This window comes from Neisseria sp. P0022.S009 (genome assembly GCF_051956675.1).
GTDB lineage: Bacteria > Pseudomonadota > Gammaproteobacteria > Burkholderiales > Neisseriaceae > Neisseria.
In genome coordinates this window covers 180,162-196,372 of the sequence record NZ_JBQCXE010000001.1, presented here as the reverse complement: position 1 = coordinate 196,372, position 16,211 = coordinate 180,162, and the positions used below count along the sequence as shown (strand labels likewise).

The 16,211-nt window shown below is 45.0% G+C and carries 13 protein-coding genes; 5 read left to right on the top strand and 8 right to left on the bottom strand.

From position 1 onward, the window contains the following. The first annotated feature begins 27 nt into the window (after nucleotides 1-27). A complete protein-coding gene (locus ACTHUG_RS00945; protein ID WP_440385940.1) occupies nucleotides 28-519 on the top strand; it encodes a hypothetical protein in 492 nt (163 codons plus the stop codon). Between the two features lie 78 nt (nucleotides 520-597). After that, nucleotides 598-2,019 carry a cysteine--tRNA ligase gene (cysS, locus tag ACTHUG_RS00940; RefSeq protein WP_440385939.1) on the top strand — a complete coding sequence of 474 codons (1,422 nt, stop codon included), beginning with the start codon at nucleotides 598-600 and terminating at the stop codon, nucleotides 2,017-2,019. Between the two features lie 99 nt (nucleotides 2,020-2,118). Here the strand turns inward: cysS and ACTHUG_RS00935 are convergent, their stop codons facing one another. Together ACTHUG_RS00935 and ACTHUG_RS00930 are read right to left on the bottom strand one after the other, a co-directional pair. Then, on the bottom strand, nucleotides 2,119-2,724 hold the full coding sequence (locus tag ACTHUG_RS00935; protein ID WP_440385938.1) for a nitroreductase family protein: 606 nt from the start codon (nucleotides 2,722-2,724) through the stop codon (nucleotides 2,119-2,121). Nucleotides 2,725-2,739: 15 nt separating this feature from the next. Continuing rightward, entirely contained in the window at nucleotides 2,740-3,135 is a 396-nt protein-coding gene (locus tag ACTHUG_RS00930) for a DoxX family protein (protein ID WP_036492177.1), read from the bottom strand. 128 nt (nucleotides 3,136-3,263) lie between these two features. Here ACTHUG_RS00930 and ACTHUG_RS00925 point away from each other — a divergent pair, with 128 nt between their 5' ends. Continuing rightward, nucleotides 3,264-4,154: a LysR family transcriptional regulator gene (locus ACTHUG_RS00925; RefSeq protein ID WP_440385937.1), complete on the top strand. Its 891-nt coding sequence runs from the start codon at nucleotides 3,264-3,266 to the stop codon at nucleotides 4,152-4,154. Between the two features lie 57 nt (nucleotides 4,155-4,211). Here ACTHUG_RS00925 and ACTHUG_RS00920 read toward each other — a convergent pair whose 3' ends face one another. From ACTHUG_RS00920 to ACTHUG_RS00895, 6 genes are all read right to left on the bottom strand, one after another. After that, nucleotides 4,212-4,553, bottom strand: a complete 342-nt coding sequence (locus ACTHUG_RS00920) for a hypothetical protein (RefSeq protein ID WP_049329464.1) — start codon at nucleotides 4,551-4,553, stop codon at nucleotides 4,212-4,214. A 200-nt stretch (nucleotides 4,554-4,753) separates the two neighbouring features. After that, entirely contained in the window at nucleotides 4,754-7,027 is a 2,274-nt protein-coding gene (locus tag ACTHUG_RS00915) for a Tex family protein (protein ID WP_440385936.1), read from the bottom strand. Between the two features lie 64 nt (nucleotides 7,028-7,091). Continuing rightward, nucleotides 7,092-7,742: an ABC transporter ATP-binding protein gene (locus ACTHUG_RS00910; protein ID WP_003747991.1), complete on the bottom strand. Its 651-nt coding sequence runs from the start codon at nucleotides 7,740-7,742 to the stop codon at nucleotides 7,092-7,094. Then, complete coding sequence (locus ACTHUG_RS00905) at nucleotides 7,739-8,536, bottom strand: ABC transporter permease (RefSeq protein WP_049349336.1); 798 nt, start codon at nucleotides 8,534-8,536, stop codon at nucleotides 7,739-7,741. Before ACTHUG_RS00905 ends, ACTHUG_RS00910 begins: the two co-directional genes overlap by 4 nt. Beyond that, entirely contained in the window at nucleotides 8,536-9,705 is a 1,170-nt protein-coding gene (locus ACTHUG_RS00900; RefSeq protein ID WP_440385935.1) for a capsule biosynthesis protein, read from the bottom strand. Before ACTHUG_RS00900 ends, ACTHUG_RS00905 begins: the two co-directional genes overlap by 1 nt. Before the next feature lie 11 nt (nucleotides 9,706-9,716). Next, nucleotides 9,717-10,892 (bottom strand): polysaccharide biosynthesis/export family protein, encoded by a 1,176-nt coding sequence (locus ACTHUG_RS00895; RefSeq protein WP_440385934.1) that lies wholly within the window; start codon nucleotides 10,890-10,892, stop codon nucleotides 9,717-9,719. A gap of 537 nt (nucleotides 10,893-11,429) precedes the next feature. Between ACTHUG_RS00895 and ACTHUG_RS00890 the strand changes: the two genes are divergently transcribed. Both ACTHUG_RS00890 and ACTHUG_RS00885 read left to right on the top strand, forming a co-directional pair. Next, nucleotides 11,430-14,858, top strand: a complete 3,429-nt coding sequence (locus ACTHUG_RS00890; RefSeq protein ID WP_440385933.1) for a CDP-glycerol:glycerophosphate glycerophosphotransferase — start codon at nucleotides 11,430-11,432, stop codon at nucleotides 14,856-14,858. Next, on the top strand, nucleotides 14,855-16,108 hold the full coding sequence (locus tag ACTHUG_RS00885; protein ID WP_440385932.1) for a hypothetical protein: 1,254 nt from the start codon (nucleotides 14,855-14,857) through the stop codon (nucleotides 16,106-16,108). Before ACTHUG_RS00890 ends, ACTHUG_RS00885 begins: the two co-directional genes overlap by 4 nt. Nucleotides 16,109-16,211 lie beyond the last annotated feature (103 nt).

Sequence of the window (16,211 nt, the reverse complement as noted above, 5' to 3'; positions counted from 1 at the left end):
GCCCAAGCCATTTAACAAAGGAAAACTATGTTAAACAAAATTTCTATTTTTATTCCGATAACTTTATTAGCTGCTTGCTCAACTATCTCACAAACAAATTCATATCAAGCCAACGGCGATACTTTTGTAACGCCCAAAAACTGGATACTGATTGATACACATGACAATCTACCTGCATATTTACTCTCGGAAAGCCTAGAAAAATCCGTACTCACTCTACCAAACAATAAAACAGTTGTTTATCTAAGTGGAATAGTTATTACGCATTTTAATAAGGGAGGAAAAATCCATTCTTTATCTTCCCATATGATTATCGAAGATTGCCAACAACCACAGCTAACCTCTTTAGGAGGATTAGCTACGCAATATGAGCAACCTTTACTCAGAGGTAACTCTACGCTAACAGAATCTAAACTACCATTATCATTGAAAAAAAAATCACATGCTATTGCGTGCGAATATGCACAAAAGCATAATGTGCCGACTGAAAAAATCACATTACCAACAAAGAAACAATAAATTATCTGTTTTTCCCATTTCAATAAAGCATACTTCTAATGCCCTAATGCATAACTTTTTTATCCAATACCAAACACCATGACCACCATCTACAACACCCTTACCCGTCAAAAAGAACCCTTCTCCCCCATCGACCCTAAAAACGTGCGTATGTACGTTTGCGGCATGACTGTTTACGACTACTGCCACTTAGGCCATGCCCGAGTGATGGTTGTATTCGACATGATTGCCCGCTGGCTGCGCGAGTGCGGTTATCCGCTCACTTATGTGCGTAACATTACCGACATCGACGACAAAATCATTGCCCGTGCGGCTGAAAACGGCGAGACCATCGGCGAACTGACCGCGCGTTTCATTCAGGCTATGCACGAAGATGCCGATGCTTTGGGCGTGTTGCGTCCCGACATCGAGCCGAAGGCGACGGAAAACATTCCGCAAATGATTGCCATGATTGAAACCCTGATTCAAAATGGCAAGGCATATCCTGCTGCAAACGGCGACGTTTACTACGCCGTGCGCGAGTTTGCCGCTTACGGACAATTATCGGGTAAATCGTTGGACGACCTGCGCGCAGGCGAGCGCGTGGAAGTGGACGGTTTCAAACGTGATCCGCTTGATTTTGTGTTGTGGAAAGCCGCCAAAGCAGGCGAACCGGCATGGGAAAGCCCGTGGGGCAATGGTCGTCCGGGTTGGCACATCGAATGCTCCGCCATGAGTGAAAACCTGTTCGGCGATACTTTCGATATTCACGGTGGCGGCGCGGATTTGCAGTTCCCGCACCACGAAAACGAAATCGCCCAAAGTGTCGGCGCGACAGGACATACCTGCGGCCATGACCACGCGCAAGCCCACCACGGTCAAAGCATTGCCAGCCACGTCAAATACTGGCTGCACAACGGCTTTATCCGTGTGGACGGCGAAAAAATGTCCAAATCGCTGGGCAACTTCTTCACCATCCGCGAAGTGTTGAAACAATACGACCCCGAAGTCGTGCGTTTCTTCATCCTGCGCGCCCACTACCGCAGCCCGCTGAATTACTCCGACGCGCATTTGGACGACGCAAAAGGCGCGCTGACACGCCTGTACACCACGCTGAAAAACACCCCTGCCGCCGCGTTCAAATTGTCCGAAAACGCAAATGACTACACCCGTCGCTTCTACGCCGCCATGAACGACGATTTTGGTACGGTCGAAGCCGTTGCCGTACTGTTCGAACTGGCAGGCGAAGTGAACAAAACCAATGATGCACACCTCGCCGGCTGCCTGAAAGCTTTGGGCGGCATCATCGGCCTGCTGCAACGCGATCCGACCGAGTTCCTGCAAGGCGGTGCCGTTTCAGACGGTCTGTCCAACGAGGAAATCGACGATTTGATCGCCCGCCGCAAACAGGCACGCGCGGATAAAAACTGGGCGGAATCCGACCGTATCCGCGACCTTCTGAACGAACACAAAATCATTCTGGAAGACAATGCCGGCGGTACAACTTGGCGCCGCGGTTGATTTCATGGCATAGATAAAAGGCCGTCTGAAACTGTTTTCAGACGGCCTTTTTAATTTTGGTATTTCAAAAAACACCCTTTATTTAAAACATCATTTCATTTATGCGCCGAATACTTTCAGACGGCCTTCGATCGGTTGGAAGGTTTTTTCGCCGGCAGGAGCCGCGATACCGCCAATCACCATTTGCGCACGCAATAACCAGCTTTCCGGCAGGTTCCATTCTTTGGCGATGGCCGCATCAGGCAGCGGATTGTAGTGTTGCAGATTGGCGCCGATACCGGCAGCCGCCAATGTTGTCCACACGGCATATTGAACCATGGCATTTGCCTGATCCGCCCAGATCGGGAAATTGGCCGCATAAGATGGGAACTGCTCTTGCAAGCCTTTGACAACATCTTGATCTTCAAAGAACAAAACTGTCGCCGCGCCTGCTTTAAACAAGTTCAGTTTTTGTGCAGTGGCTTCAAACTGCTCAGCAGGGACAACCGCACGCAAAGCTTCTTCGACAAAATGCCACACTTTGGTATGTTCTTCGCCAAACAATACGACCACTCGGGCAGATTGCGAATTAAAAGAAGACGGCGTATGCAAAACGGCGTGTTCGATGATTTTGGTTACTTCCTCATTGGGCAGAGGCAGGGTGTTGTTCAATGCATAGATAGAACGACGGGTTTCAGCAGCTTGTTGCAAAACAGAATAAGTCATGATCTTTTCCTTAAATTAATCTTTATCTTTACCAAAAACGTTATCCAAAGCCCACGCTCCACCGCCGGCTACTGCCAGGTACAAAAACACGAAGCAGAACAAAACGGCAGATTCACCCTGGTTGGCCAATGGAAACAAAACATTACCAGAAGACGCGTGCGCCATAAAGTAGGCGACTGCCATCTGACCGGACAAAACAAACGCGGCCGGACGGGTGAACAATCCCAATATCAATAAGATACCGCCGACAATTTCCAAAATACCGGCCACCAGCATCAAGCCTTCAGGCGCGCCGCCCATGGACATCGGAAAACTGAAAAACTTGGCCGTGCCATGCAGCAAAAACAGATATGCCGTCACAATGCGCAAGACAGACAATACAACAGGTTGAAATGATTTGAGGGCTGACATCTTCATAATCCTTATTTTAATGGCTACCTGAAAGAGGTAGGGAGCAATTTCAATAAGTGCAATATAGATAATTCCCAGTAAGAGATATATACTCGAATTATTGATACAACGTTTCCTAATAAGAAATCATGGACACCCTATTCAGCCTAAAAGTTTTCCGCCAAGTTGTTCAAAGCGGCAGTTTTACCCGTGCCGCCGATCAGCTCGACATCTCCACCGCCATGGCCAGCAAACACGTCAGCCATCTGGAAAACACCATTCAAGCCAAGCTCTTACACCGCAACAGCCGTAATCTCCACCTGACCGAAGCAGGCGAAGAATACTACCGCCAATGCAGCTACGCGCTGGATACCTTGGACACCGCCGCCCAAAAAGCGGCAGGCGGCACCGACACGCCGCAAGGTATGTTGCGCGTTACCATGCCCTTGTGGTTTGCAGGTGGCAATATGAGCGCATGGTTGGCAGAATACCGCCAGCGTTATCCCAAAGTCACGCTCGACCTCGTCCTCGACAACCGCCATATCGACCTCATCGCCGAAGGTTTCGACCTCGCCTTACGCGTTTCCAAAACCCCCTCCCCTTCGCTGATCGTCAAACCGCTGGCCAAAATTGAGTTCGTCCTACTTGCCGCCCCCGACTACCTTGCCCAACACGGCACACCCGATACACCCGAAGCCGTCATGCAGCATCAAGCGATTCTACCTTCCTATACCAGTCAACAAGACTGGGAAATTACCCACCGCCACACCGGAGAAAAAGCCATTCTCCACCTCTCCCCCGTTATCCGCAGCGACAACACGCTGATGATACGCGAGCTGATTAAAGCAGGTGCAGGCATAGGCTATCAGCCCCTTTGGGCGGTCCAGCAGGAATTGAAGGACGGCACATTGGTCCAACTCCTGCCCGATTACACCATCTGGACAGACCAACTGAATGCCACTTATGTCGACAGGGCATTCCTCAGCGCGAAAGTGCGCAGCTTTATCGACTTTCTCAATGAAAAAATATCGGAAGGATAAACATCAAGGCCATCTGAAACACTTTTCAGACGGCCTTTAATCAAAGCAACAATCCAATCAATAATTGGTCGAGCAGAACTGTTCGCGTTTGTCCGCATCGGCGGCATAGCATGTCAAACCCATGCCTGACGCATTGCTGTTGTTCGCTTTCGCACCCGGTTTCTTGTTCACCAAAACCTTACCGTTTTTTCCGATTTCCACGGTTACACCTTTGCCGTTTTTCAGCTTCCATTTCAACACTTGCGCATCAGCATTCTGACACTTATTGACTGTACAGCCGCCTTCTGTCGCAACATTACCGTTTTTATAAATCACGCACTGCTGCTGGCTGTCGGTACAAGCCGCATAAGCCGCAACGGAGAAACAGGAAATCAGCGCGGCAAACAAAACAGGTTTCATGGTTTGAACTCCTAAGGTTGTGATGATGGGTTTGTAATATTTGGAACTATACGCTTGTTTGCATGTGCCTACTACAAAATGTATCGGTAAGATTCAATAGACGCAGCACTATATCCATTCCACCAATTATCTAATTCGCCCCATACGATAAAGGCCGTCTGAACATCACTTCTCAGACGACCTTCAATTGGTTTTCTACCTTACCGCTTCAACCTCGCAAACGCATCCGCCATCGCCGAATTGGTCGGGGCGCGGTCGTTGCGTTGGGGTTTACGGTCGCGGCGTTCCTGATGTCGGGTTTCAGACGGCCTGTTGCCTTTGGCTGAGCCGCCCGGTTCGTCATCCAAACGCATAGTCAGCGCGATGCGTTTGCGTGCGGCGTCGACTTCCAGCACTTTCACTTTCACCACTTCGCCGGCTTTCACCACTTCGCGCGGGTCTTGGACGAATTTATTGGACAAAGCGGAGATGTGCACCAAGCCATCCTGATGGACGCCGATGTCTACGAACGCGCCGAAGTTGGCGACGTTGGAGACCACGCCTTCGAGTATCATGCCGACTTGCAAGTCGCTGATTTCGTGGATGCCTTCGGCGAAGGAGGCCGTCTGAAACTCGCCGCGTGGGTCGCGGCCGGGTTTTTCCAGTTCGGACAGGATGTCCAGAATGGTCGGCAGGCCGAAGCGTTCGTCGATGAAGTCGGACGCTTTGATTTGCTTCACGCGCTCGCGGTTGCCGATGAGTTCGGCGGCGGTAATACCTTGTTGCGCCAGCATTTTGGCGACGACGGGATAGGCTTCGGGGTGGACGGCGCTTGTGTCCAGCGGCTCTTTGCCGCCGTTAATCCGCAAAAAGCCTGCCGCCTGCTCGAAGGTTTTTTCGCCCAAACGCGGCACTTTCAGCAATCTTTTGCGGCTGTCGAACGCGCCGTTTTCATCACGGTAGGCAACGATGTTTTGGGCAAGGGTTTGATTCAAACCGGAAATCCGCGCCAAGAGCGGGGCAGAGGCGGTGTTCACGTCCACGCCGACGGCGTTCACGCAGTCTTCGACCACCGCGTCCAGCGATTTGGCGAGCTGGCTTTGGTTCACGTCGTGCTGATACTGGCCAACGCCGATGGATTTGGGGTCGATTTTGACCAATTCGGCAAGCGGGTCTTGCAGCCTGCGGGCGATGGACACTGCGCCGCGCAGGGAAACGTCCAAGTCGGGAAACTCGCGCGCCGCCAGTTCGGATGCGGAATAAATCGACGCGCCGGCTTCGGACACGACGATTTTGTGCAGCCCCATTTCCGGCATTCCGCGCACCAGTTCGCCTGCGATTTTGTCGGTTTCGCGGCTGGCGGTGCCGTTGCCGATGGCGATGAGCTTCACGCCGTGCTGCTTAATCAGGCGCGACAGTGTTGCTAACATATTGTTTTCTTGATGCAAATAGACGATGACGGTATCCAGCAGCTTGCCCGTGTCGTCCACCACGGCGCATTTCACGCCGTTGCGGTAGCCGGGGTCGAGACCCAAAGTGGTCAGCCGTCCGGCGGGCGCGGCAAGCAGCAAGTCTTTGAGATTGCGGGCGAACACGGTAATTGCGTCGGTGTCGGCGGCTTCTTTCAGACGGCCTAAGGCTTCGAGTTCCAGCGACAAAAAGATTTTCGCGCGCCAAGTCAGGCGCACGGTGTCGCGCAGCCATTTGTGGCCGTCTGAAACCTTGAAGCGGCGGGCGATGATTTGCTCGTATTCGCTTTGCTGCGTAATCGGCGTGTCGTCGGGCTGGTATTTGAGCGCGATGTTCAATACGCCTTCGTTGCGGCCGCGCAAAACCGCCAGCACGCGGTGGCTGGGCATGGCGCGGACGGGTTCGCGGTGGTCGAAATAATCGCTGAATTTTTCGCCTTCGGTTTCTTTGCCTTCAACGACTTGTGCGTGGATTTCGGCTTCGTTCCACAGTTTGTCGCGCAGCGTGCCGATGAGTTCCGCGTCTTCGGCAAACTGCTCCATCAGAATCGCGCGCGCGCCGTCCAGCGCGGCTTTGGTGTCGGGGACGTTTTCGTTCAGGTAGCCTTGCGCAGCGGCTTCCACGTCCTGCGGCTGCTCGGCAAGCAACACGTCCGCCAGCGGCTGCAAACCGTGTTCGCGCGCGATTTGCGCCTTAGTGCGGCGTTTGGGTTTGTAGGGCAGATACAGGTCTTCCAGCGCGGTTTTGTTGTCGGCGGCTTCGATTTGCGCCCTGAGGTCGTCTGAAAGCTTGCCTTGCTCTTCAATGCTTTTTAAAACAACGGCTTTGCGCTCTTCCAACTCGCGCAGGTATTGCAGCCGCTCGGCAAGCTGGCGCAACTGCGTGTCGTCCAGCCCGCCTGTGGCTTCTTTACGGTAACGCGCGATAAACGGCACGGTCGCACCGTCGTCTAAAAGCTCGATAGCGGCGTTAATTTGAGCGGCTGTAGCCGAAAGTTCTTGAGAAAGAATTTGAGTAATGTTCATCAATAGAATTCCAACGGACAGGCCGTCTGAAATTTCAGACGGCCTGATTTAAAAAACAATCGCTTTAAGGCAGCGAATTATAATATTCGTAGGCTTTGTCCATGTCTTCAAACTGGTACATATGTCCTTTTTCCAACACCATCGCATTATCGCAATACTGCTTCATGGCGCTGTGGCTGTGCGACACCAAAATGATGGAACGGTCTTTACGCTTTTCAAACAACTCGTACTTACATTTATCGGCAAAGCGCGAATCGCCAACCGCAATCACTTCGTCAATCAGATAGCAGTCAAATTCTACCGCCAACGACAAAGCAAATGCCAAACGCGCCTTCATACCTGAAGAATAACGCTTAACCGGCTCGTAAAGATATTGACCCAGCTCGGAAAACTCTTCGGTAAAGTTCTTCACATAATCGATATCGACATTGTAAATCCGGCAGATGAAACGCAAATTGTCCATACCGGTCAGACTGCCTTGAAACGCACCGGAGAATGCCAAAGGCCAAGAAATACTCATCGTCCGCTTGATTTCGCCCGTGGTCGGCGGCTCAACGCCACTGATCAAACGAATAAGCGTCGATTTACCTGCACCATTGCGGCCGAGAATACCGATTTTCTCGCCCTTCTCCATTTTGAAGTTGATATCGTGCAAGACTGTCCGCCAACCTTGGCGGGTCAGATAGCGTTTGGAAACGTGTTCAACTGAAATCATTGCGGCTCAACCCCTTTGCTGAATCTCGCCACCATCGCCAAACCAAGCAGCAGCAAAACTAAATTACACAACAAAATATACCAAGGATTTTCGTAAGTCGTGACGCTGTTACCAAAATATCCGGCACGGAACATTTCTGTACCATGCACCATCGGAAGCATCAGTACATAGTGTTGCAACTGCTGAGGCAGGTTGTGTACGAAGAAAAACACGCCGGACAAAGGCATCATCACAAAACTGATGGTACTCCAAACTTTGCCAAACGGCTCAAAATGAAACGCCACCGAACAGATGACCAGCCCCAACCCAACGGCAAACATTGCCATCAGCAGCCAAGCCAACAACATATAGAAAATATCTGCCGGTACATCAATCCAGCCGATGAGGACCAATGCGAACATAATCACGACCTGCGCAATGGTGGCACCGGCAATCTCCAACAACATACGCGCAAAAATGGTATCTAAAACGCGTACATTTCGGTGATACAGCAGGCTTGTGTTGGCCGCAATCGAACCAATGGCGCGATTGGAAGCATTACGCCACATCATCATCATCGGATAGCCTGTCAGCGTGAAAGCCACGATATTCAAAGCTGACACGTTGTTCATGCGGAAGAATTTCCACATCAACACCATAACCAAAGTCAGCAGCAAAGGTTCGACAAACAACCACAAAAAACCAATGTTATTACGACCGTAGCGAGTAATAATTTCACGCATTAAGAGTGCGCCGATTACCCTTTTTTGGATAAGCAGCGACTCCCAAAACGATGTTTTATGTAGCTCTTTCATCAGTTTTTATGCTCACGGATACTTGCAGACAGCAACACGGCAATGCCATAGACAATCAAACCGATGACAAACGTTGCCACGATGTTGTACAAACGGTTTGGCTCATGCGCCAAGTCAGGTTTGTTCGGTTGAGAAATCACTTCCAAATACAATTGCTGACGATCTGCTTCCGCTTTTGCACTTTCCAAAGAAGTCATCGCCGCAGCCAATTGTTTTTCGGCCAATTCGTTTTCCAAATACACGCGTTGATATTCTGCCGCCTGATTGGACAACGAACCCTCGCCACCGCCGGAAATCGCTTTCATTTGTTGCGAGATTTCTTTACGCAAGCTCTTCTCACGCGCAATCAAACCTGGAATTTGCGGGTTTTCAGGCGTAACGGCTTTTACCTGGTCCAGCTGGGTCTGAATGACAATCAACTCGTCCTGCAATTTAGACACCAAACCCATTTGCACATCGGATTGCGCCTTCAAGTCGAAAATACCGTTGGACACACGGAATTTTGTCAATTGGGCAGAAGCTTCTTTAACTTTCTCTTCAGCAGAATTGACCACTTCCTGAGCATAACGAATCGTATCTTGACGCGCACGCTCGTTCAGCTGGTTGATCAATACCTCACCCTGTTTGAGCAAAGCATCATTGATCTTTTGAGATTCACCGGCATTGAACGATGTAACGCTCAAATTGGAAATGCCTGAGACAGAGTCAAAATGGATGGATACCTTATCGCGGTAATATTGATAAAACGCCTCATCCTCGCCACGCAGGCCAAAACCATTAAAACGGCTGAAAATGTCGCCTTCTTTTTCATAAAAATCACGAACGGGCATTTTCTTACGCAACGCGTCCAAAGCCGAACGCGATTGCATATATTCCTGCACGGTATAAATATCGTCTTGAGAACGAGAAAAACCGGACCCCTGCAAAATGGCACCCAAGCCGTTCAAGGACGACTGGCTCTTAGGAGAACGCACCACAAAGCTGGACTGGGATGTGAACTGATCAGAAGCAAATAGTCCGTAATACACACCGGAACACAAAGTCGGCACGACAACCGTTACCCAAAGCAACGGATTAATCTTACGCAACCAAGACTTCTTGGCCTTTTTCTTTTCGGGAGCCGGTTGTTCCGGTTTCACATCCACATTTGCAGAAACTTGCTCAGACATTATTTTCCCCATTAATTCACTAAATTATTAATACTGTTCGCACCGCTAACCACAGGCGAGAACACAAATGACAAGAACTTACGTACTTCAGCCATCGGCGCATTCGATACGTACACCACGTCCTTATCCTTCACAGGGAAACGCTGCATCCAAAACATAGAATTCGCATCCGCCAGATTCAAACGGTAGACCACAGGAATCTCCGCACGATCGCCATAGCCCTTTTCAACCCATTTAGATTGTTTCTCAGGAGGCAGCTCGGATAAAGGCGCATAACGGAATACAAATACACCGCGCGCATCTGCACGATAATCCTGCAGACCGCCCATGCGTCCCACAGCCTCGGCCAAAGACAAACCCTTCACAGAGAAACCAATCTGCTGTGAGCGACCGACAGCACCCATAGAAGTAAATGTGCTTGGGTTTGTAATCATTGTGACTACATCACCGCGACGTAACAGAATATTTTGACGCGGATGCGCCACCAAATCTTCCAGAGCAATCGTTCTCACAACATTACCGCGTGTCAGCTGTACGTTCGTATCCTGTACATTCGCAGTCGAACCACCCACGGCAGCCACCGCATCCAACACACGCTCACCCGCAGCCGTCAAAGGCATACGCACACTGTTACCCGCACGAATAACCGATACATTCGCCGCATTGTTTTGCACCATGCGCACCATTACCTGCGGCTGGTTCGCCATTTTTTTCAGACGGCCTTTAATAATATTTTGCACCTGAACCGGTGTTTTACCAAGGACAGACACATCGCCGATAAACGGCACAGAAATCGTGCCTGAAGAGCTGACCATCTGTTCGGGCAGCTTCGTTTGCTGCGCATTACCCGAACCGGTAGACGACAAAGCCCCGCCGAACAACACAGCCGGAGGAGCTTCCCAAATCGTAATGTCCAACATATCACCGACGTCAATGGCACCGACAGAAGCATAGCCCTCTCCCAGTTGGGCCAAGGATTGGCCCACTTGAGCTTGATAAAGAGAAGCAGCCACATCAGCATTAACATCTACCAATTCCACATCGGGAATATTTGCCTCATTCTGTTGCCCCAAAGCAACAATTTTACCAGTACTTGGGCCGGAAGCAGGAAGAAGGCTACATGCCGACAACACTGTACTGAACATCAGCAACATCCCGCGCTGAGCAAAAAATTTAGCTTTAAACACAGATAAAATCCTAATATACTTGGAATTCAATTCCATCATTATAACATCTGAAAATCAATTTAGGCCGTCTAAAAAACGACGTCCGATTTTTACCACATTGCAAAAATGAAACGACTTAACAAAATAACTCTAGGACCAAGCATCCTCTTTGCTGGCCGCAATCTCCTCGCAAATCATACCTCATCACAATTGTCGATGCGCTTCCTTGACTCGCCATTCCATTATTAAAAACCGGCAGTTTCAAAACGGTATGTAGCTTCGTTAAAAATAGCAAAACACTCCTTCCCCACAAATTCCATACCAAAATAACGCCAAGAAGCCAGCTATTCCTCCTATACCACATTGTAAAATATGTTATCATTATAGTAAATTCTCTGTATAACATATTAAATTTTTAGAAGAATTTGGTTAAATACTCTACTTTTCAACACCAATAATTTCCCAAATAAGATCTATTTGATCTAAATAACTATTAAGACATTAATACGCATATTTAAACAATATTATTCACTAATTTATCAATTTGGATAACGTACAATGAATAGAAAGCTTAGAAAACTTCTTCGTGACCCAAAACTTTTTTTTGTAGATATGTACAAAAAACGAATTACACAAGTAAAAAGATATCTACCAATTAAACGAGCCGGGAAAAACCGATATACCGTTGTTGCTGCAGTATATAATGTTGAAAAATATCTAGATGACTTCTTTTCCAGCCTGACAAAACAAAGACTAAACTTTAAAAAGCATATTCAAATTATTTTAGTTGATGATGGCTCAGTCGATAAATCAGCTGAGATTATTCAAAAGTGGCAACAGAAGTTTCCTCAAAATATTCGCTATTTCTATAAAGAAAACGGCGGACAGGCCTCTGCGCGTAACTTAGGCTTGCAATATGTCGAAACTGATTGGGTAACCTTCATAGACCCAGATGATTTTGTCTCTCCTGATTACTTCTATAAAACAGATTCTTTCTTAAGTAAAAATGCCAATATCAGCATAGTCGGTTGTCCATTAGTCTTCTACTTTGAAGATAAAGACATGGTAAAAGATACACACCCCTTAAAATATCGTTTTGCTAAAGGAGATGTTGTACTTCCCTTATCAAATCTAAAAGATCATCTACAATTATCTGCAAGTACCGCTTTTTTCAAAATTGATAATATCCGTAACGCACATATTTCTTTTGATGAAGCAATGAAACCTAGCTTTGAAGATGCGAAATTTGTTACTGATTATATTCTAAATACTGATTTATCAACTAATGCTGCATTTTTATCAAAAATCAGTTATTTTTATCGAAAACGTTCTGATGGCTCATCCACTTTGGATGGAGCATGGCAAAATCCATTACTATTTTCTAGAGTGATTGAAAAAGGCTGTATTGAAATTTTAAAAACAGCTAAAAAGAAATTTGGAAACATTCCTGAACATATTCAAAGAATTGTCCTATACCATATCATTTGGTATTTTGGCCGTATCGTAAACAAACCTGCAGCATTGTCACACCTAAATGAAGAGCAAAAAAAACATTTCGTTGCCTTGCTACATGAAATGTTTTCGTACATTGATGAAAAAACAATCCTTCGCTTTAACTTGGCAGGAACATGGTTTTTTCAAAAAGTTGCCTTACTCGGTTTATTTAAAAATACAGCACCTAAAAGTCAAATTGCCTATATTGAAGATTTTGATTTAAAAAAGAAACAAATTTTGGTGAAATATTTTTCAAATTTTCCAATTGTTGAACAATGGGTAATCAATGGTAAGGAAATATTCCCTAAATACCAAAAAGAAGTTGTCTATGACTTTCTAGGCAGTTTATACACTAAAGAATACCGAACATGGCTTCCTTGTCACCACATGGGCGATTTAGAACTTTTTCTAGCCGGTAAAAGAGCTAAATTAACATTCTCAGGAAAACAATTTGACAAACTACCAATCGAAACAGTATTCACTTCATTCAAACAAAAATCCACGGTTAAATCGAATGCCTGGATTTTAATGGATAGGGACAATCAGGCCGATGATAATGCAGAACACTTATATCGTTATATTAGTGAAAATCATCCAGAACAAGATATTTATTTTGCCCTGAAAAAAACCTCCTCTGATTGGAAAAGGCTCGAACAAGATGGGTTTAATTTGCTTGAATTTGGCTCATCTGCATTTGAGAGTAAATTAAAAGACTGCGAAAAAATCATCAGTAGTCATGTTGATGGATATATCACACATTATTTCAAAGATAATTCCCTATTAGATAAAGACTACGTCTTTTTACAACATGGCATTACGAAAGATGATTTATCAGGTTGGTTAAATACCAAAAAAATTGCTTGTTTCGTTACAGCGACAAATCCAGAATACCATTCTATTGTGGACAATACGACTGCTTATAAATTTGGTAAAAAAGAAGTTAAACTGACAGGTTTCCCTCGTTATGACCGTTTACTCATCAATAACAATACCGAATCTAAACAGATTTTAATTATGCCAACATGGCGTAGCTCCATTGTAGGTACATATATCTCAGGTACAGAACGAACAAGAAACCCCGATTTCATGAAAACTAACTATGCCAGACATTGGCATGGTTTCATGAATCACACCATATTAAAAGAACTGAATGATCAAGGTTATCAAATCGTCTTTGCACCACATCCAAGTATTCAGGAATACATGGATGAGTTCACTGTGCCTGACTTTATTAAAATCTATAGCTATTCAGAAGGTAACATCCAATCCGTCTTCCAAAATACTAGCATCTTGATTACAGACTATTCATCTGTTGCATTTGATGTAGCCTATTTGAATAAAGCTATTTTGTATTATCAATTTGATTATGATGAAGTATTCTCCAGTGGAAATCACACCTATCAAAAAGGTTATTTTGACTATAACCGAGATGGTTTTGGTGCAGTTGCTTATAATGAAACAGAACTTCTGGCAGCATTAAAAGATCTGGTAGACAATCAAGCTAAAGTACCGGATTTGTATCAAACACGCATCGATAAGACATTCCAATTTAGGGATTCGAATAATTGTGAGCGTGTCTATCAGGCTATCCTTGACTTAGATAAACCTGAATTATCAAATGATCTAAACTATATAGAGAAAATGATTCTTCAAGTTGAGAACTTAGGTGAATGGGGTGTTGCTGCTTCAAGAATTGCTGCTATATTGGAAAATAGTTCTGATTTAACACCAGAAGAAAGGGCAAACTATATTAATAGATATTTGAATGCTCTATTTAAAGGTAACAAATTTGTTGAATTGTTGGATTGGTTAGAGAAACATCCAACCTCTGATGCTGACTACTGGAAAGCCAAAGTCAGCCTCCAAATTGGTAACCCTACTTTAGGAATTAAATATTTTTCTAAAAACAATATTGGTACTTTAGAAGATAAATTAATTGCTATATTGGCAGCATCCTTAGAGAATAATACTAAGCTAGCAAAAAAACTGAACCAACATATTTCATCTGATCTGTCAGAAAAGCACCACCTGATTCAATTGTTAGCTGAGAAAATCCTTCAAAAAGAATATTTTGTTGCTCTTGCCCTAATTGAAACATTATTGACTAAGTTTTTTACAGTTGAAGATAAAAAGACCTTCAAGCTGGAACTCTTAGCAAGTTATCTCTGTATGCGCTTAAACAATTTCCAACAAGCTCATAAATATTTAGTCCGTTATGAAGGGCATCAAAGAGGTGATATTGCATGTCGAATTGCCATTGCACGTTTGGCAAAACTGCGTCAAAACGGTGAAAAACTGTTTACTCAAATTAACCGTGCCTTTGGCCAAGATTTATTAATGATGCCGCAAGATCTGGTTCCCGCCTACCTGCAGGAACTGCATAATCAAGGTAATACAACAACCGAAAAGAAATTGCTCGAACAATTTACAGAAAAGTACCCGGATAGCAAAACTATTGCCTCATATAAGGCAGCCGTTAAGGAAGAAAAATGAACGAACAAATTTTTACTGCCAGTAATGGTATCGAAGTTATTTACCGACATAAACCCAGTAAATATGACTTTAAACATTTAATCATCGTATTTTCAGGTTTTCTCAATGCAACGCCTGGCAATTATGACTTTATTAATGCTATGACGGACTGCCCTGCTGACGTTATTTGGATTAACGATAATTTCCAAGGAATGTATACCTATTATCTGTGTATAGATATGGATTTTCGGGTTAAAGAAGCCGTACAGGAATTCATCCAATCTCAAATAAATCAACGTAATCTATCTCCTGAAAATGTCACCTTTACTGGATTTTCTAAAGGAGGGAGTGCGGCCCTTTATCATGCTCTAAGCATGAATATTAAAAACATTGTGGTTACTGTACCTCAGCTTCATATCGGAAATTATGTAGATAATTTCTGGAAATCAGTTGCTACCCACATGATGGGAAAAAACTATCAAAAGGCTCAAATAGATTATCTTGATAAACTAATCATTAACCTATTGAAAAAAGATCAAGATTTAGACAAGAATATTTATTTACTGACCTCAGAAGCCGATATCCAATTTCCAACCGAGATCCAACCGCATTTAGATGATTTCCGCAAATATCGGAATTTCAACTTGTTAAAAACTTATTCGGCATTTGTCCGAGAGCATAATCAGGTTACATCGCATCATACCGCATTGTTGCTTGGAATTTATTATGCATTAGCTTCAGAGGCAACTCCCCGATTTAATCAAGGCGAAGTCAATTTCTTTGGCACTCAACCAATACCAAAACCGAATGTAGCGAATCCAACTCCTTATGTAGATGTTAGAAACTGTGAATATAAAGACAAGATTCTATTTATAGAAGGTATTGCAATATTAAGAGGGGTACACATATCCAATTACAGCGATGTACAGTATGAACTGATTCTTCAGAATACTCGTACTCGAGAAACATACACCAAAGGTTTAGCAAAACTGCATCGTCCCCACCTGACTAGAGAGCTGTTTGATGGTGATTTTGTAATCTATGACAAAGGCTATTTCACAACACTTGATTTAAAAGGCATCGATATTTCTGACTTACCAAAAGCAGAATATCAACTGTATATTGCAATTAAATCTGGAGAGTACTATTCAAAACTGGCATTAAGCTCGCAAAAAACATTAACAAAATCCTCTGATACCTTTAGTTTTAACAGCAACTCATCTTTGGCAATACTTGAACTATTTAAAGAACAAGGCTTTGAAAATGTTTAATTCATTTTTTCTATACATGATACTGTTATAGACTTGCAGAATTTTAAGCTGGTTAAAAAATACTCTATTTCTTGATTGGTATTAACATTCTTAATTTGGCGCA